An 18209-nucleotide genomic window follows, 5' to 3' on the forward strand; every position below is an offset into this window, starting at 1 on the left:
AGCGCCTGCCGGCTTCGTCCGCGCGGTGCCCGGAACCTCCAGTCCCATGCGCCTGTCCACGATCAAACTGTCCGGTTTCAAGTCGTTCGTCGACCCGACCACGTTGCATCTGCCCACCAACATGACCGGCATCGTCGGCCCCAATGGTTGCGGCAAGTCCAACATCATCGATGCGGTGCGCTGGGTGATGGGCGAAAGCTCGGCCAGCCGCCTGCGCGGCGACTCGCTGACCGACGTGATCTTCTCCGGTTCCTCGGCGCGCAAGCCGGTGTCGCAGGCGACGGTGGAGCTGATCTTCGACAACTCCGATCACACCATCACCGGCGAGTTCGCCTCGTTCAACGAGATCTCGGTCAAGCGACTGGTCAGCCGCGACGGCACCAGTGCGTATTACCTCAACGGCACCAAGTGCCGACGCCGCGACATCACCGATCTGTTCCTGGGCACCGGTCTGGGGCCGCGCAGCTACTCGATCATCGAGCAGGGCATGATCAGCCAGATCATCGAGGCGCGCCCGGAAGATCTGCGCGTGTATCTGGAAGAGGCCGCCGGCATTTCCAAGTACAAGGAACGCCGCAAGGAAACCGAAACCCGTATTCGCCACACCCGCGAAAATCTCGATCGCCTGGGCGATCTGCGCGAAGAAATCACCAAGCAGCTGGCGCATCTGCAGCGCCAGGCGCGCCAGGCCGAGCAGTATCAGGCCTTGCAGGAAGAACGCCGGATCAAGGACGCCGAATGGAAGGCGCTGGAATACCGCGGCCTGGATGGCCGGCTGCAGGGCCTGCGCGAAAAATTGAATCAGGAAGAGACCCGCCTGCAGCAACTGATCGCCGAACAGCGCGATGCCGAAGCGCGCATCGAAACCGGCCGCGTGCGTCGCGAGGAAGCCGCCGAAGCGGTGGCCAAGGCGCAGGCTGATGTCTATCAGGTCGGTGGTGCGTTGGCGCGCATCGAGCAGCAGATCCAGCATCAGCGCGAACTCTCGCACCGCCTGCACAAGGCGCGCGATGAGGCGCAGAGCCAACTGCAGGAACTGACCCAGCACATCAGCGGTGACTCGGCCAGATTGGCGGTGCTGCGCGAGGCGGTGGACGCTGCCGAACCGCAGCTGGAACAGCTGCGCGAAGACCATGAATTCCGCCAGGAATCGCTGCGCGAAGCGGAAGCGCGGCTGGCCGACTGGCAGCAGCGCTGGGAAACCCATAACCGCGATACCGGCGAGGCCTCGCGTGCCGGCGAAGTGGAGCGCACGCGTGTCGATTATCTCGATCGCCAGTCGCTGGAAGCCGACCGCCGCCGCGAAGCTCTGGTCAACGAGCGCGCCGGGCTGGATCTGGATGCGCTGGCCGAAGCGTTCGAGCAGATCGAGCTGCGCCACGAAACCCAGAAGACCTCGCTGGACGGGCTGACCGAGCAGGTCGAAGCGCGCAAGCACGCGCTCGGCGGGCTGCAGGAACGACAGCGGGCCAGCCAGGGCGAGCTGGCCGAGGTACGCAAGCAGGCGCAGGCCGCACGTGGTCGGCTGTCGTCGCTGGAAACCCTGCAGCAGGCCGCGCTCGGTCAGGAGCAGGGCGCGGCGGTGGCGTGGCTGAAATCGCGCGGGCTGGATTCGGCCGCGCGTGTCGGCGAACGCATCACGGTCGAAAGCGGCTGGGAAAATGCGGTCGAAGGTGCGTTGGGGCAATTGATCGAAGGCGTGCTGGTGGATGCGCCGGAGCAACTGGTCGACGCGCTGGGCGAGTTGGGCGACGGCCGCATCGCGCTGGTATCCAGTGCCAGCGACAACGCCACCTTCGCACCGACCTCGCTTGCGGCCAAGGTGCAGGGGCCGATCGCGATCCGTCGCCTGCTCGCGCGCCTGCATGCGGCCGAGGATCTGGATGCCGCACGCACGCTGCAGCGCGGCCTGCCCGAGGGCGATTCGGTCATCACCCGCAATGGCGAGCGGCTGGGCGAGGGCTGGGTGCGGGTGTCGCGTTCCGGCGCCGCCAAGCAGGGCGCCTTGTTGCGCGAGCGCGAGATTCAAGAATTACGCGCGCAGATCGAAACGCTGCAGGAGCGCGAAGCCGACCTTGAGCAGCGCCTGGGCAGCTTCCGCGAGCAGTTGCTGGCTGCCGAGCAGCAACGCGAAGATGCGCAGCGTCAGTTATACATGGCGCATCGCAGCGTCTCCGAACTGGCCGGTCAATTGCAGAGCCAGCAAGGCAAGGTCGATGCCGCACGTACGCGCATCGAACGCATCGAAAGCGAGTTGTCGCAGCTGCTGGAAACGCTGGACACCAGCCGTGAGCAGGCACGCGAAGCGCGCGCCAAACTCGAAGACGCGGTGACCCTCATGGGCGATCTGCAGGGCACCCGTGCGGCTTTGGAAAGCGAACGCCGTCAGCTCACCGATGCACGCGACCAGGCCCGCGATGCCGCACGTGGCGTGCGCGATGCGATGCACGCACTGGCGCTTACGCTCGAATCGCAACGCACGCAAATCACCTCGCTCAGCCAGACGCTGGAGCGCATGGACAGCCAGCGCGGCCAGCTCGATACGCGCCTGGAAGATCTGGTCGCCCAGCTCAGCGAAGGCGATTCGCCGGTGGAAACGCTGGAGCACGAGCATCAGGCCGCCTTGAGCGAGCGTGTGCGCACCGAGCGCGTACTAAGCGAAGCGCGCACCATGCTGGAGAGTGTTGACGGCGAACTGCGCAGCTACGAACAGACCCGTCAGCAGCGCGACGAACAGGCACTGGGCCAGCGCGAGCGCATCTCGCAGCGCAAGCTCGATCAGCAAGCCCTGGTGCTCAGCGCCGAACAGCTGGAGGCTGCGGTGGTGAAGGCCGGCTTCGTGCTCGAAGACGTGGTCAACGGCTTGCCCGAATCGGCCAATCTGGCCGAGTGGGAAGCGGCGGTCGGCCAGATCGATGGGCGCATGCGGCGGCTGGAACCGGTCAACCTGGCGGCGATCCAGGAATATGGTGAAGCGGCGCAACGCTCGGAATATCTCGACGCGCAGAACCTGGATCTCAACACCGCGCTGGAAACCCTGGAAGAGGCGATCCGCAAGATCGACCGCGAAACCCGCGGCCGTTTCAAGGACACCTTCGACCGCGTCAATTCCGGCGTGCAGGCACTGTATCCGCGGCTGTTCGGCGGCGGGCATGCCTATCTAGAACTTACCGGCGAAGACCTGCTCGACACCGGCGTGACCATCATGGCGCGCCCGCCGGGCAAGCGCGTGTCCAGCATCTCGCTGCTGTCCGGTGGCGAAAAGGCGATGACCGCGGTGGCGCTGGTGTTTGCGATCTTCCAACTCAATCCCGCGCCGTTCTGCCTGCTCGACGAGGTCGACGCGCCGCTGGACGAAGCCAATGTCGGCCGCCTGGCCAACATGGTTCGGGAAATGAGCGAGAAAGTGCAGTTCCTGTTCGTCAGCCACAACAAGGCGACGATGGAGGCCGCGCGTCAGCTCTCCGGCGTGACCATGCGCGAGCCGGGCGTCAGCCGTCTGGTCAGCGTTGACCTGGAAGAAGCCGCACGTTTGGCGGGTGCGGCATGACGTGCCATGCTTGTTGGAATATCGACACCTGTCACTCTTATGCGGAGGCACGCTGAATGTCCGACATGGCCATGATCCGGATCGGGATCCTGATCGCTGGACTGCTGCTGGTCGCGGCCATCTTCCTGTTTGGTCGCCCGAAAAAATCGCCGCAAGGGCGCCGGGTCGACAAGGACGACGGGCAGCCGCGCGAACGCCGCGAGCCGGTGATTTCCGGCGAGCTTGGCGTGGAAGGCGACCGGTTCGAGCGCACTGAAGGTGCCGAGCAGAGCGAACTCAATCTGGACGATGCAGATGTGGCTGGCGGCAACGATGTCGGCAAGCGTCCGAATCAGGACTTCGACAAGATCGTCTCGCTGTTCGTCGCGGCCAAGGCCGGGCAGGTGCTGCGTGGCGAAGACGTGGTGGTGGCTGCCGAGAAAACCGGTTTGGTGTTCGGTCACATGAATGTCTTCCACCGGTTGGTGGAAGGGCACCCGGAGCGCGGGCCGATCTTCAGCATGGCCAGCATCCTCAAGCCCGGTAGTTTCGACATGGCCAACATCCGCGAGATGCAGACCCCGGCGATTGCGTTTTTCCTCACCTTGCCGGCGCCGATGACTGCGCTGGATGCCTGGGAAAAAATGCTGCCGACCGTGCAGCGCATGGCCGAACTGCTCGATGGCGTGGTGCTGGACGACAGCCGCAATGCGCTGGGCCGTCAGCGCGTGGCGCATATCCGCGACGAGCTACGCGCCTACGATCGCCAGCATCAGGCGCCGCCGCTGACCAAGTCGCCGCGCTGGTGAGTTGAGCGATGTTTAGCCTGCAGGGCGTGTTGGCAGTCGCGTTGTTGCTGGTGCTGTGGGCGATATTGGCGATGCCGTTGTTGTGGATCTTTACAAGGATCGCCGCGCGCCTGCGTAAGCGCCCGCGTCGTTCGCCCTGGCTTGAGTACGGTTTCGCAGCTGCGATGACGCTGCTGGTTGCGCCGGTGCCAACGCCCTTCATCAGCGTGTTCATGCCGCACGCCATCGCGCTGTTGGATCGCCGTTACTACACGCACCTCCTGCAAGGCCCGCCGATGCTGCGCGAGCTATTGCTATGGAACGCCAGCTCGATGGCATTGACCTTTGTGATTAGCTACCTCTGGCTCCGGAGCACGCTGCGCGCTCCGGAGCCAGAGGCGTTGGATCAGTAGGAATCCAAAGCCCCTCTCCCGACGGGGCGAGAAAGCGTGGCTTTCGCGCCGCAGGTGCGCATGCCTTGGAGTGCTCGCGCCCGCGCCGCAGGTGCGGGGGTTGGGGCAAGGACGAAGCTCTCGTGCAGCCGGGCAACGCCGGGCTTCGCGCGTACCCTCATCCGCCCCTTCGGGGCACCTTCTCCCGAGGGGAGAAGGGAATAACGCAGTACACACTCAGAGCAGCGTCATGCAATGCGACTGATTAAAGCCCCTCTCCTTCGGGAGAGGGGTTGGGGTGAGGGTACGGGGCGAAGCCCTCGTGCAACCGGACAACACTAGGCTTCGCACGTACCCTCATCCGCCCCTTCGGGGCACCTTTTCCCGAAGGGAGAAGGGTAAGCGCTTCGCTTTACTACGCGATCAGCGTTTCGCCTTGGCAAACGCCTCGCGAAACCGCAGCATCTCTGCCTCGGTGCCGACGCTTACGCGCACGCGCTTGGGCCAGATCGGCCAGCTGCGGCCGACGATGACGCCTTGTTTCTGCATCGAATCGGCGAACACGCTGGCGTCGTGCTTGACGTCGAGCAGGAAGCAGTTGGCCTGCGTGGGCAGGCAGGTGTAGCCCTTGGTCTTGAGCCAGGCGATGGTGTCGTCGCGCACGCGCGCATTTTCCGCGCGCCGGGTCTGCACCAGTTGCGGGTCGCGCAGGCTGGCGATGCCGGCGGCCATTGCCGGGACCGATAACGGGTTGCTACCCAAGCTGGCGAGCTTGGTCTGCAGCCCCGGCGGCGCCAACGCAGCGCCCAGGCGCAGGCCGGCCATGCCGTAGAGCTTGGAGAAGCTGCGCAGCACGATCAGGTCCTGGCGCTGACGCACCAGATCGGCCACCGACGGTTCGTTGCTGTAGTGGAGGTAGGCCTCGTCGACCACCAATACCGCGCTGGCCGGCTTGTTGGTCAGCAGCCACTCGATCTCGGCACGCGGAGTGATGGCGCCAGTGCCGTTGCCGGGGTTGCATAGATAGATCAGGCCTGCGGTGGGGTCGGCCTTGGCCATCGCTTTGACGTCGTGCGCGCCATCGGCCCGCAGCGGCACCTTGCGCACCGGCACGCCGCGCGCGTTTGCGCTGTCGACGATCGGATCGAAGCTCGGATCGGCCACTACCAGCCCGGCACGCGCCGAGGTGAACAAGCTGCCGGCACGATTCAATGCGTCCCTGGAACCGGGAAACAACGCCAGATGGTCGCCCGGCAGCTGCAACTCGCCGGTCATCAGATTGCGCAGGTCCTGCTCCATCTCGAACAGATAGCGTCCTGAACGCGCCAGCGAGCGTGTCGCGGCATCCAGCGCGGCCGGCGCCGGCCCGAGCGGATGCTCGTTGAGGTTGAGATACACCGCACCGGCGGCCGGCGCCACGCTGGGCGTTGCCGCTGCGGCTGCGCGCTTGCGGGCTGCCTCGGCGGCGGGTGCCAGTCCCAGTGCGGACACCGCCACGCCAACGCTGGCGAGGCTGAGAAACGAACGGCGCGAGACGGGCAACGACACGGGTGAACTCCAGACGGGTGGGCGGCAGAGGGCGCCACGCTATCGGGTTTGTGCTTGTCTGCCTATCGGGAAATACCCGTAGGGCTTGCTATCGATGGCGCCTGCGTGGTCGCGGCAGTGGCCGGGCCAGCTCTTGCGCATCGGCACGGCCCGTTAGAATAGGCGGCCCCTCAAGCCAGCCCAGCGATCGTATGACTGTCAGCCCGGATCCCGCGCAGCGTGTCGACGCCCTGCGTCATCGTCTCGAGGACGCCAACTACCGGTATCACGTGCTCGACGAGCCGCAGATGGCCGACGTCGACTACGACCGCCTGATGCGCGAACTGGAGGCGTTGGAGGCCGCGCATCCGCAGCTGGCCAGCGCCGATTCGCCAACCCAGCGCGTCGGCCATCTGGCTGCCTCGCGTTTTGCCGAAGTGCGGCATGCCTTGCCGATGTTGTCGCTGGGCAATGCCTTCAGCGATGAAGAAGTGGCCGAGTTCGTGCGTCGCATCAGCGAGCGGCTCGAGGTCAAGCAGCCGCTGTTTTCTGCCGAGCCCAAGCTCGATGGTCTGGCGATCAGCCTGCGCTACGAAAACGGCGAGTTCGTGCAGGGCGCCACGCGTGGCGACGGCGCCACCGGCGAGGATGTCAGCGCCAACCTGCGCACCGTCAAGGCGATTCCGCTGCGTCTGCGTGGCGAAGGGTGGCCACAAATTCTGGAAGTGCGCGGCGAGGTGTATATGCCGCGCGCCGCATTCGAAAGCTACAACGCGCAGATGCGGCTGCATGGCGGCAAGGTATTGGCCAACCCGCGCAACGGCGCCGCCGGTTCGCTGCGGCAGCTGGATGCGCGTATCACCGCGCAACGCCCGCTGAGTTTCTTCGCGTATGGCGTGGGCGAAGTGAGCGAGGGCGCATTACCGCAGACCCATTCGGCCATCCTGGCGCAATTGCGCGAATGGGGTTTCCCGGTCAGCGCCCTGGTCGAGGTAGTGCAGGGCAGTGACGGGCTGTTGGCGTATTACCAGCGCATTGGTGCCGCGCGCGACGGGCTGCCATTCGATATCGATGGCGTGGTCTACAAGCTCGACGATCTGGCCGGGCAGCGCGAGATGGGCTTTGTCTCACGCGCGCCGCGCTGGGCGATTGCGCATAAATTCCCGGCGCAGGAGCAGTCCACCACGGTGGAGGCGATCGAGATCCAGATCGGGCGTACCGGTGCGGCCACACCGGTGGCGCGGCTGAAGCCGGTGCATGTGGCCGGGGTGATCGTCACCAACGCCACGCTGCACAACGCCGACCAGATCGCGCGGCTGGATGTGCGCGTGGGCGATACGGTGATCGTGCGGCGTGCCGGCGATGTGATTCCGGAAGTGGCTGGTGTGGTCGCCGATCAACGGCCACCCGGCACGCAGCCATGGCAGATGCCCACGCAATGCCCGGTATGCGGCTCGGAGATCGTGCGCGAGGAGGGCGAGGCGGTATGGCGTTGCTCCGGCGAGCTGACCTGCCCGGCGCAGCGCAAGGAAGCGTTCCGGCATTTCGTCTCGCGCCGCGCGATGGATGTCGATGGCCTGGGCGAAAAATTCATCGAGGTGCTGGTCGACAGCGGCGTGGTGCAGGGCGTGGCCGATCTATATCTGCTCACCGTCGATCAGCTGCTGCAGTTGCGTCTGATCAGCACCACCGAAAGTCCGCACGCCTTCTTGCGCGAGGCGCGCGAGCATCTGGCCACCGGTGCGTATGCGCAGCTTGAAAAGACGATGGTGAGCATCGGTGTGGATCCGGCCGGCGAGCGCGAGGTGCCGCAGACCTGGCAGGCCGATCTATTGCGCGCCGGCCTGCCGGCCTTCGACTGGAACCGCAAGAAGATCGCCACCAAGTGGGCGGAAAACCTGATCGAGGCGATCGAAAAATCGCGCGATACCACCCTCGAACGTTTCCTGTTTGCGCTGGGCATCCAGCATGTCGGTGAGAGCACGGCCAAGGCCTTGTCGGCCTGGTTCGGCGATCTGGAGTTGATTCGCCATCTGCCGTGGCCGCTGTTCAAGCGCGTGCCGGATATCGGTGGCGAAGTGGCGCGCTCGCTCGGGCACTTTCTCGATCAGCCCGGCAATCAGCAGGCCATCGACGATCTGCTGCAACGTGGCGTGCGCATCGGCGATGCACATCCGCCTTCGCCCAGGCTGCGCGACGCGCTGAGTTTTGCCAGCGTGCTGGAAGACATGGATATCCCCAAGGTGACGCCGGTGCGTGCGCAGCAACTGGCCGCCGCGGTGGACTCGTTCGATGCGTTGCGCAGCGCCGGTGCCGATACCTTGTTGCAGGCCGGCGTGCCTGCGGCGGTCGTCGCCTCGGTGCAGCAATGGCTGGAGCGGCCGGAAAACGCGGACTTGGCCAGCGCAGCGCAGCAGGCGATGGAAACGGTGCTCTCGCGCCTGCCCGAAGCCGATGCGCTGCAGACCGGCCCGCTCGACGGCCAGACCGTGGTCATCACCGGCACCTTGGCCGCATTGACGCGCGATGCCGCCAAGCAGCGCCTGGAAGCGCTGGGCGCGAAAGTCGCCGGCAGCGTCTCCAAGAAAACCGCGTTTCTGGTCGCCGGCGAAGAAGCCGGTTCCAAGCTCGACAAGGCGCAGTCGCTGGGCGTGGAGATCTGGGACGAAGCGCGCTTGCTGGCGTTTCTTGGCGAGCACGGCCAGCAGCCATGAGTGCGGTGCAGATCGATCTGGCCGCGTTGCAGTTACGCGCGCGGCTCAATGCGCTGATCCGCGCGTTCTTCGCCGAGCGCGGCGTGCTGGAAGTGGAAACGCCGGTGCTCTCGGAGGCCGGCAACACCGAGCCGAATATCGACAGTTTCAGCACGCGCTTCAGCGGGCATGTGGATGCCGGCGCAGCGGTACGTTGGTTGCGCACCTCGCCGGAATATCCGCTCAAGCGCCTGCTTGCGGCCGGCGTGGGCGATTGTTACGAGCTGGGGCGGGTATTCCGTAATGGCGAAGCTGGCGGCCGACACAATCCCGAGTTCAGCATGATCGAGTGGTACCGGGTGGGCTGGGACGATCGCGCCTTGGCGCAGGAGACCATCGCGTTGGTGCAGCACGCGCTTGCATTGGTCGAGCGCGAAGCGCGCGTGCAGGTGCTGAGCTATCGCGACCTGTTCCTGCAGCAGTTGGGTATCGACCCGTTGCTCGATTCCATCGAAACGCTACGCGCGCTGTTGCACGACATCGCCATCGATCCGCACGGCCTGACCCGCGACGACTGGCTGGACCTGCTGATGACCCATCGCATCCAGCCCAGCTTCGCCAGCGACACCTTGACCGTGGTGCACGACTGGCCGGCCAGCCAATGCGCATTGGCGCGCATCCGCCACGACAGTCCGCCGGTGGCCGAGCGCTTCGAGCTGTATCTGGGCGCTTACGAGGTGGCCAACGGGTATCACGAGCTCAACGATGCGCAGGAGCAGCGTGCACGTTTCCTGCGCGACAACGCGGTGCGTGCCGCGCGCGGGGTACAGCAGTTGCCATTGGATGAACGCCTGCTCGCGGTGTTGTCGCAGCTACCCGATTGCGCCGGTGTGGCGGTCGGCGTCGACCGCTTGTTGATGGCCTTGCGTGGCACCGCGCAGATAGCGGATGTGCTCGCGTTCGAGTTTGCCCGCGCCTAGCGCCGACGCAGCCTGCTCGGGCTGTGCCGCCGACTCCATTGCGGATCGCAGGCACGAAGTGCCATCCAGTTGTCATCGGCACCGTATTGCTTTCTTCACATCGATGATGCTCTCATCCTCACGTCCACGGGGGCGCGGCGCAGAGTGTGTTTGGGTGAGGAGTGTCGGCATGAAGTGGCTGGTCAGCTTATGCGGTTTGTGGTGCTTGCCGCTGCTGATGCTCGCCGATGCGCGCGCTTCGGATCGCGCCTCCGGCGTGGTGCGTTGCGAGTCCAAGGACATGGCGCGCACGCACTGCGCGATGGATACCGAACACGGCGTGCAACTGGTGCGCCAGCTGTCCGAAACCAGTTGTATTCGCGGCAGCGAGTGGGATGTGGAACGCGACGGCGTGTGGGTCGAGCAGGGCTGCCGTGCGGAGTTTGCCTCTGCGCGCGCGCCAGCCTACCCGCAGATGCGCCGGGTGGTGCGCTGCGACTCCAACGGTGGCAAAGTGGCCTGCCCGGTGATCCTGCGCGGTGCGCCGGTCCGCTTGTTGCGTCAGCGCTCGATGTGGCCGTGCAAGGAGGGTCGCACGTGGGGCACCCGGCGTAATGAAATCTGGGTGTCACGCGGTTGCGATGGCGAGTTCGAAGTCGGTGCCGAAGATGGTTCCGGCTTTGTGGCCGTGCCGCGCATGATCACCTGCGAATCGAAGAAGAGCTCGCGCCGCACCTGTGGGGTGTCGGTGGAGCGCCAGGTGCGCGTGGGCCGGCAGATCTCCAAAAAAGAATGCGTGGAAGGCCAGACCTGGGGCTGGAGCCGCGACGGGGTGTGGGTGAACGACGGCTGCCGTGCCGAGTTCATCGTCGACTGAGCGGCTGACGAACCTGCTGCGTATTGGTCTATTGCAGAGCGGTGGATCTTGGCTTTCGCTGCACAGGGCGGCTGATCTGCGGTTTGGCTGCAGGGCCCTTGCCCGCCCACCATCGCGGGACACGCCGCAAGTACGTCCGTGTAGGCTCTTACGCGGCATCCATGCCGCGTAAGGTCCCGCGACGGTGGGCGGGCAAGGACCAGTGGAGATGGTCGTTGTGCATGGTTGCAAGCAAGGCGTGGTGTGTTGTCTGGATAACACCGCGACGGATCAGCTTCATAGCGCAATGCGATCGACGGGCAGGTTTCAACAAAGCAACCGGCAGACTTCCTGGTGCGGTGCCCTCGCCGATTGCGGGACCGTGTGGCGGCATGGATGCCGCCACCGAGCCTACATGGACGTACTTGCGGCGTGTCCCGCGAGCGGCGAGGGCACCGCGCGCTCGACCAATCAGGCTTTTGACTGCATCCAAACTACTCGCTACGTTTTTTAGCCGCTCTAAATACCTTCGCCTAGCACGCGCTTGAGGCATTGTTGCGCGCTGACCCCAGGCTGAGCACGGCAGGTCCACTGACTGGGCTGCCTGGGCACCTTACAATAGCGCCATGAACGACAGCGCCCACATCGATTACGCCCGCTACGACCACATCCGCCCATTGCTGTGGACCGGCGATGCCCTGGAATTGCTCGACCAACGCAAGCTGCCCTTCGTGGTGGAGCATGTGCGTTGCGAGAGCAGCGATGCCGTGGCCGAGGCGATCCATTCGCTGGCGGTGCGCGGCGCGCCGGCGATCGGCATTGCGGCCGGCTGGGGCGTGGTGTTGGCGGCGCGCGACATCGATGCCGATGACGGCAGCGCGGCATTGCAGAAGCTCGAACCGGCGCTGTTGCGGCTCAATGCCGCGCGTCCGACCGCGGTCAATCTGGCCTGGGCGCTGATGCGCATGCGTCGCGTGCTGGGCGCTGCCGGCGCCGACTGGCGCGCGGTGATCGCGCGCGAGGCGCAGGCCATCGCCGATGAAGATCTGGCAGCAAATCGGCACATGGGCGCACTCGGCGCTGCGCTGATCGCGCCGGGCAGTGGCGTGCTGACCCACTGCAATACCGGCTCGCTGGCCACCGCCGGTTTCGGTACCGCGCTGGGCGTGATCCGTGCCGGCATGGCGCAGCACCGCATCGGCAAGGTGTTTGCCGGCGAGACCCGCCCGTGGCTGCAGGGCGCACGCCTGACCGTGTGGGAGCTGCAGCAGGATGGCATCGACGCGACCTTGATTGCCGATTCGGCCGCCTCGCACCTGATGAAATCCGGCCTGGTGCAATGGGTGATCGTCGGCGCCGACCGCATCTGCGCCAATGGCGATACCGCCAACAAGATCGGCACCTATCAGCTGGCCATCGCCGCGCGCCATCACGGCGTCAAGTTCATGGTGGTCGCGCCGTCGTCGACGGTGGACATGGCGACTGCCAGCGGCGAGCAGATCGAGATCGAGCAGCGCGACCCGGGCGAATTGTTCGGGGTGGGCGGGGTCAGAACGGTGGCCGATGGCATCCATGCCTGGAACCCGGTGTTCGACGTCACCCCCGGCAGCTTGATCGATGCGATCGTCACCGAGCGCGGGGTGATTGCGCAGCCCGACCTGGCGCAGATGCAGGCCGCATTCGGCGCCTGAGCCCGGCGCGGTGCGATAACGCTGCCAACACCGCGCAAACGCCCTGCAAGTGCTTGTTTCTGGCTGGTAAACCGGCGGCATCGGGCTGCCCCTTCGTGGTACAATCCGGGGCTTGAATCGATCGGCGGGAGCGTGGGGCCGGCAGCCTGTTACAGGGTGCTCCCGACGCGGCTTTCCGGCTCGCCCGCCACCTCAAAATTACGGAACCCGAATGGCAGAAACCGCCAAGGAAATCATCCAGGTCAATCTGGAAGACGAGATGCGCAAGAGCTATCTCGATTACGCGATGAGCGTGATCGTGGGCCGCGCACTCCCCGATGCCCGTGATGGCCTCAAACCTGTGCATCGCCGCGTGCTGTTTGCCATGCACGTGCTGGGCGCGCACAGCAACAAGGCGTACTTCAAGTCGGCGCGTATCGTCGGCGACGTCATCGGTAAATACCATCCGCACGGCGACCAGTCGGTGTACGACACGTTGGTGCGGATGGCGCAGCCATTCTCGCTGCGCTACATGATGGTCGACGGCCAGGGTAACTTCGGTTCGGTCGATGGCGACTCTGCCGCGGCGATGCGTTACACCGAGTCGCGCATGTCGCGTCTGGCGCATGAGCTGATGGCCGACATCGACAAGGAAACCGTCGATTTCCAGCCAAATTACGACGAAAAGGAACTGGAACCGACGGTCATGCCGACCCGGTTCCCGAGCCTGCTGGTCAATGGCTCAGCCGGTATTGCGGTGGGTATGGCCACCAACATCCCGCCGCATAATCTGACCGAAGCGATCAACGCCTGCATCGCCTTGATCGACACGCCGGAGCTGGATGTCGAAGGCCTGATGGAGTACATCCCGGGCCCGGATTTCCCAACCGCCGGCATCATCAACGGCACCGCCGGCATTGCCGCCGGCTACCGCACCGGGCGTGGCCGGGTGCGCATGCGCGCCAAGGCCGACGTGGAAGTGGCCGACAACGGCCGTGAAGCGATCATCGTCACCGAGATCCCGTATCAGGTGAACAAGGCGCGGTTGATCGAGAAGATCGCCGAGCTGGTGAAGGAAAAGAAGCTCGAGGGCATCAGCGAGCTGCGCGATGAGTCCGACAAGGACGGCATGCGCATCTACATCGAGGTCAAGCGCGGCGAGTCGGCCGAGGTTGTGCTCAACAACCTGTATCAGCAGACCCAGATGGAGTCGGTGTTCGGCATCAACATGGTGGCGCTGATCGACGGCCGCCCGCAGTTGATGAACCTCAAGCAGATGCTGCAGGCGTTCATCCGCCACCGCCGCGAAGTGGTCACCCGCCGCACCATCTTTGAACTGCGCAAGGCGCGTGCGCGTGCGCACGTGCTGGAAGGTTTGACCGTCGCGTTGGCCAACATCGACGAGATGATCGAGCTGATCAAGACCTCGGCCAATCCGCAGGAAGCGCGCGAGCGCATGCTGGCCAAGACCTGGGAACCGGGGTTGGTCGGCGCCTTGCTGGGCGCAGCCGGTGCCGAAGCCTCCAAGCCGGAAGATCTGCCGCCGGGCGTGGGCCTGATCAAGGGCTTTTACCAGCTCACCGAAGTGCAGGCCTCGCAGATACTGGAAATGCGTCTGCATCGCCTGACCGGGTTGGAGCAGGAAAAGCTGACCGACGAGTACAAGCAGTTGCTCGAGGTCATCCAGGGCCTGATCCGCATCCTGGAAAATCCCGACGTGCTGCTGCAGGTGATCCGCGACGAGCTGATCAATATCCGCGAAGAGTACGGCGACGAACGCCGCACCGAAATCCGTCACAGCGAAGAAGATCTGGATATTCTCGATCTGATTTCGCCGGAAGACGTGGTGGTGACGCTTTCGCACGCGGGCTATGCCAAGCGCCAGCCGGTGAGTGCGTACCGCGCGCAGCGCCGTGGCGGCCGCGGTCGTTCTGCCGCGGCGACCAAGGAAGAGGATTTCATCGATCAGCTGTGGCTGGTCAACACGCACGACACGCTGCTCACCTTCACCAGCAGCGGCAAGGTGTTCTGGCTGCCGGTGTACCAGTTGCCGGAGGCCGGCTCCAATGCGCGCGGCCGTCCGATCATCAACTGGATTCCGCTGGAACCCGGCGAGCGGGTGCAGGCGGTGCTGCCGGTGCGCGAATACGCCGATAACCGCTATGTGTTCTTCGCCACGCGCAACGGCACGGTCAAGAAGACTCCGTTGAGCGAATTCGCGTTCCGCCTCGCGCGCGGCAAGATCGCCATCAACCTCGATGAGGGCGATGCGCTGGTCGGTGTGGCCTTGACCGATGGCGACCGCGACGTGCTGTTGTTCGCCTCCAACGGCAAGACCGTGCGCTTTGGCGAATCCACGGTGCGTTCGATGGGCCGTACCGCCACCGGCGTGCGCGGCATCCGTCTGACCAAGGGCGAAGAGGTGGTCAGCCTGATCGTGGCCGAGCGTGCCGGCGGTGTCGAAGGCGATGTCGAGGAAGAGGGCGTCGAAGACGTGGTGGAGACCACGGACGTGGCCGATGCTGCAGTGATCGAGGTCGCGGAAAACGACGACACGGCCTACATCCTCACCGCCACCGAGAACGGCTACGGCAAGCGCACCCCGCTGGCCGAGTATCCGCGCAAGGGACGTGGCACGCAGGGCGTGATCGGCATCCAGACCACCGAGCGCAACGGCAAGTTGGTGCGTGCGGTGTTGCTGGGCGGCACCGACGAAGTGCTGCTGATTTCCGACGGCGGTACGCTGGTGCGCACCCGCGGTTCGGAGATCTCGCGCGTGGGTCGCAACACGCAGGGCGTCACGCTGATCCGTCTGTCCAAGGGCGAAAAGCTGCAGGCGGTGGAACGTCTGGATGCCTCGCTGGATGAAGTGGAAGACGTGGTGGACGACGCAGCCGTTGCACCGGCGCCAAGCACCAGCGAGTTGCCGCCGACCGAAGCGTGATCGCGCCAAGCGAGTAACGCAGTTGAAGAAAAACGCCGGCGCACAGCCGGCGTTTTTTATTGCACGCGGTGACATCTGCAACGCAGTGTTTTTCGACCGAGGCCGCAAAGAACGCGGCTCTTTCACCGTTGCGGGTCGAAGGTGGTTGGCGGTGCGGCGGCGTTGCGTTGCCGCAGAATCGAAGAGGAACAACTGATGACGATCGTGCATCGTCCTTCCCGTCGCGGCCATTGGGCGCTGGCGACACTGGGAGGCGTGATTGGAGTGCTCGGCGCTGTGCTGCTTGCAGGCGGCGTGTGGTTAGCCGCGCTGGGCGGCTCCTGGTACTACGCGCCTGCGGGCGCGGCCATGCTGGTTGCCGGCGTGCTGCTGTTTCGCGGTCGCAATGCGGGCGCGTGGTGGTTTGCTGCAGTGGTCGTGGCGTCGTTGCTGTGGACATGGTGGGAATCGGGCAGCGATTACTGGCGTTGGGTGCCGCGTGCGGGCTTGATCGTCGGCCTGGCGTTCGTGCTGGCGCTGCTGCTGCCCAAGTTGGAGCGCCCGGTGTCGCGCGCGCTGTCGCGCAGCGTGGCCGGCGTACTGGCGGCGGTGTTTGTGGTGGCCTTCGCGCTGGCGTTCGTGCCGTTTGGAGTGACCGAGTCCGATGGCGCGTTGGCGCATGCAGCCGGCGTTGCCGCGAGCCTGGTCAATCGCAACGTTCCAGCGTCGCTTGCGTCCTCTGGCGCACAGCCGGCAAATGCGCCGGCCGATGACGATTGGGCCGCGTATGGACGCAGCCAGGCCGGGCTGCGTTATTCGCCGCTGCAGCAGATCAATCGCGATAACGTTGCGCAATTGAAGCAGGCCTGGCTCTTTCACACCGGCGACCTGCCAAGCAAGCGCTGGGGTGCGGAAACCACGCCGCTGAAGGTGGGCGACAGCCTGTATGTGTGCACTGCGCGCAATCAGGTGATCGCGCTGGATGCATCTAGCGGCAAGCAGCGTTGGCGCTACGATCCCAAGGTCAAGGACGAGGCAATTCCGTACACGGCTGCCTGCCGCGGCGTGTCGTATTACGAGATGCCGGCGGCAGCCAACGATGGCGCAGGAGCGGTGGCAGCGGATACCTCGGCAATGTGCCGCACGCGCATCATCGAAGGCACGCTGGACGGCCGCCTGATCGCACTGGATGCACGCAGCGGCAAGCCGTGCGCGGACTTCGGCAACAACGGCCAAGTCGACATCACCGTGGGAATGGGCGAGACCCCGCCGGGCTATGTGTCGATCAATTCGCCACCGGCGATCGTGCGCGGGGTGGTGGTCACCGGGCATCAGGTGCTGGATGGGCAGAAGCGTTACGAGCCGTCCGGTGTGATCGAAGGCTTCGATGCGGTGACCGGCAAGTTGCGCTGGGCCTGGGACATGACCCATCCGGACTGGGACGGCGCACCGCCGCCGGGCCAGAGCTGGACGCGTGGCACGCCGAATATGTGGACCACCGCCGCGGCCGACGAACAGTTGGGCTATGTGTATCTGCCGATGGGCAATTCCACCGCCGATTACTGGAGCAGCTCGCGTACGCCGCCGGAGAATCGCTATGCGACCTCGCTGGTGGCGCTGGATGTCACCACCGGCAAGCCGGTGTGGAATTTCCAGACCACGCATATCGATGCCTGGGATTACGATCTGGGGTCGCAGCCGAGCCTGATCGATTTCCCCAAGGACGGGGTCAACGTGCCGGCGGTGTTGTTGCCGAGCAAGCAGGGCGAGTTGTACGTGCTGGACCGGCGTACCGGCAAGCCGCTGGTGGGCGTGGAAGAACGTGCAGTGCCCGGTGGCGGTGTGGAGCCGCAAATGCGCGCCAGGACCCAGCCGTTCTCGCTGTATCACACCTTGCGCAAGCCGGATCTGACCGAGCGCGACATGTGGGGGATGACGCCGATCGATCAACTGGTGTGCCGCATCCAATTCCGCAAGGCCAGTTACAAGGGCATCTACACGCCGCCGGAAGCCGACCGGCATTCGATCGAATATCCCGGTTACAACGGCGGGTCGGATTGGGGCAGCGTGGCGGTGGATCCGCAGCGCGGCGTGATCGTGGCCAACTACAACGACATGCCCAACTACAACCTGTTGGTGCCGCGCGCCAAGGCCGACAAACTGGGCTGGGCACCGCGCGACGAAGTGCGTGGCGATGCGGGCGGTGCGGAAGGCGCGGGCGACCCGCAGGCTGGCACGCCATATGCGATCAACGTCAATGCCGGCTGGCGCTTGCCGTTCACCAAGTTGCTGTGCAAGGAGCCTCCTTATGGCGGCATCCGCGCGATCGATCTGGCCAGCGGCAAGACGCTATGGGACCGTCCGTTCGGCAGTGCGCGCGGCAACGGGCCGTTCGGTATCCGCTCGGGGTTGCCGATCGAGATCGGCACGCCGAACAACGGCGGTTCGGTAGTGACGGCAAGCGGGTTGATCTTCATTGCCGCAGCGACCGACGACCTGATCCGCGCCATCGATCTGTCTACCGGCAAGGAGCTGTGGCACGCCAAGTTGCCGGCCGGTGGTCAGGCCAACCCGATGGTGTATGCCTACGGTGGCCGCGAGTATATGGTGATCATGGCCGGCGGCCACCACTTCATGGAAACGCCTGCGGGCGATGCGGTAGTGGCGTATGCGTTGCCGCAGAAAACGCCTTGATTTGAGCCGTTCTCGAACCTGCTCGCCAGAGTTCGTTAGCCGTTCCTAAGGCTTGAAACAAAAAAAGCGCACCGTAAGTGGTGCGCTTTTTTTATGAGCAGTCGCAATGTACGTTTCAGCCAACGATGCTCATCGATACGCTGTCAGACAGTCATGCATCTACGTGTTGATCTAACAG

Annotated in this window: 10 protein-coding genes and 1 pseudogene; 10 read left to right on the forward strand and 1 reads right to left on the reverse strand. The window is 65.0% G+C overall.

The annotated features are described in order from the left end of the window. The first annotated feature begins 46 nt into the window (after positions 1 to 46). Genes smc through NMB96_RS14690 form a run of 3 tightly spaced genes read left to right on the forward strand, consistent with a single transcriptional unit; the run spans position 47 to position 4730 of the window. The gene (gene smc, locus NMB96_RS14680; protein ID WP_255085099.1) at positions 47 to 3550 is read left to right on the forward strand and encodes a chromosome segregation protein SMC; all 3504 of its coding nucleotides are present in this window, start codon (positions 47 to 49) and stop codon (positions 3548 to 3550) included. Positions 3551 to 3606: 56 nt separating this feature from the next. Then, complete coding sequence (gene zipA / locus NMB96_RS14685; protein ID WP_255085100.1) at positions 3607 to 4338, forward strand: cell division protein ZipA; 732 nt, start codon at positions 3607 to 3609, stop codon at positions 4336 to 4338. An 8-nt stretch (positions 4339 to 4346) separates the two neighbouring features. Continuing rightward, the gene (locus tag NMB96_RS14690; RefSeq protein ID WP_023903625.1) at positions 4347 to 4730 is read left to right on the forward strand and encodes a hypothetical protein; all 384 of its coding nucleotides are present in this window, start codon (positions 4347 to 4349) and stop codon (positions 4728 to 4730) included. A 402-nt stretch (positions 4731 to 5132) separates the two neighbouring features. Here the strand turns inward: NMB96_RS14690 and NMB96_RS14695 are convergent, their stop codons facing one another. Further along, positions 5133 to 6257 carry a pyridoxal phosphate-dependent aminotransferase gene (locus tag NMB96_RS14695; protein ID WP_023905703.1) on the reverse strand — a complete coding sequence of 375 codons (1125 nt, stop codon included), beginning with the start codon at positions 6255 to 6257 and terminating at the stop codon, positions 5133 to 5135. A gap of 191 nt (positions 6258 to 6448) precedes the next feature. Here NMB96_RS14695 and ligA point away from each other — a divergent pair, with 191 nt between their 5' ends. The 7 genes and pseudogenes from ligA (at position 6449) to NMB96_RS14725 (ending at position 18031) form a co-directional block, all read left to right on the forward strand. Next, positions 6449 to 8950, forward strand: coding sequence for an NAD-dependent DNA ligase LigA (gene ligA, locus NMB96_RS14700; RefSeq protein ID WP_023905704.1), 2502 nt, complete (start codon positions 6449 to 6451; stop codon positions 8948 to 8950). Next, a complete protein-coding gene (epmA, locus tag NMB96_RS14705) occupies positions 8947 to 9909 on the forward strand; it encodes an EF-P lysine aminoacylase EpmA (RefSeq protein ID WP_023905705.1) in 963 nt (320 codons plus the stop codon). Before ligA ends, epmA begins: the two co-directional genes overlap by 4 nt. A 169-nt stretch (positions 9910 to 10078) precedes the next feature. Beyond that, positions 10079 to 10765, forward strand: a complete 687-nt coding sequence (locus NMB96_RS14710) for a DUF3011 domain-containing protein (RefSeq protein WP_043889557.1) — start codon at positions 10079 to 10081, stop codon at positions 10763 to 10765. A gap of 305 nt (positions 10766 to 11070) precedes the next feature. Next, positions 11071 to 11258, forward strand: a pseudogene (locus tag NMB96_RS23540) (hypothetical protein); the annotation flags it as partial. A gap of 112 nt (positions 11259 to 11370) precedes the next feature. Beyond that, positions 11371 to 12435 carry an S-methyl-5-thioribose-1-phosphate isomerase gene (gene mtnA / locus NMB96_RS14715; protein WP_023903651.1) on the forward strand — a complete coding sequence of 355 codons (1065 nt, stop codon included), beginning with the start codon at positions 11371 to 11373 and terminating at the stop codon, positions 12433 to 12435. Positions 12436 to 12646: 211 nt separating this feature from the next. Next, a complete protein-coding gene (gene gyrA, locus NMB96_RS14720; protein WP_255085101.1) occupies positions 12647 to 15358 on the forward strand; it encodes a DNA gyrase subunit A in 2712 nt (903 codons plus the stop codon). Between the two features lie 195 nt (positions 15359 to 15553). Continuing rightward, on the forward strand, positions 15554 to 18031 hold the full coding sequence (locus NMB96_RS14725) for a membrane-bound PQQ-dependent dehydrogenase, glucose/quinate/shikimate family (protein WP_255085102.1): 2478 nt from the start codon (positions 15554 to 15556) through the stop codon (positions 18029 to 18031). Positions 18032 to 18209 lie beyond the last annotated feature (178 nt).

The organism is Xanthomonas hortorum, assembly GCF_024339125.1.
In the GTDB taxonomy this organism is placed as follows: Bacteria; Pseudomonadota; Gammaproteobacteria; order Xanthomonadales; family Xanthomonadaceae; genus Xanthomonas; species Xanthomonas hortorum.

Excerpts from the sequence above, each read along its gene's own strand:
- smc (WP_255085099.1), top strand. The coding sequence starts at position 47 with ATGCGCCTGTCCACGATCAAACTGTCCGGTTTCAAGTCGTTCGTCGAC.
- zipA (WP_255085100.1), top strand. The coding sequence starts at position 3,607 with ATGTCCGACATGGCCATGATCCGGATCGGGATCCTGATCGCTGGACTG.
- NMB96_RS14690 (WP_023903625.1), top strand. The coding sequence starts at position 4,347 with ATGTTTAGCCTGCAGGGCGTGTTGGCAGTCGCGTTGTTGCTGGTGCTG.
- ligA (WP_023905704.1), top strand. The coding sequence starts at position 6,449 with ATGACTGTCAGCCCGGATCCCGCGCAGCGTGTCGACGCCCTGCGTCAT.
- epmA (WP_023905705.1), top strand. The coding sequence starts at position 8,947 with ATGAGTGCGGTGCAGATCGATCTGGCCGCGTTGCAGTTACGCGCGCGG.
- NMB96_RS14710 (WP_043889557.1), top strand. The coding sequence starts at position 10,079 with ATGAAGTGGCTGGTCAGCTTATGCGGTTTGTGGTGCTTGCCGCTGCTG.
- mtnA (WP_023903651.1), top strand. The coding sequence starts at position 11,371 with ATGAACGACAGCGCCCACATCGATTACGCCCGCTACGACCACATCCGC.
- gyrA (WP_255085101.1), top strand. The coding sequence starts at position 12,647 with ATGGCAGAAACCGCCAAGGAAATCATCCAGGTCAATCTGGAAGACGAG.
- NMB96_RS14725 (WP_255085102.1), top strand. The coding sequence starts at position 15,554 with ATGACGATCGTGCATCGTCCTTCCCGTCGCGGCCATTGGGCGCTGGCG.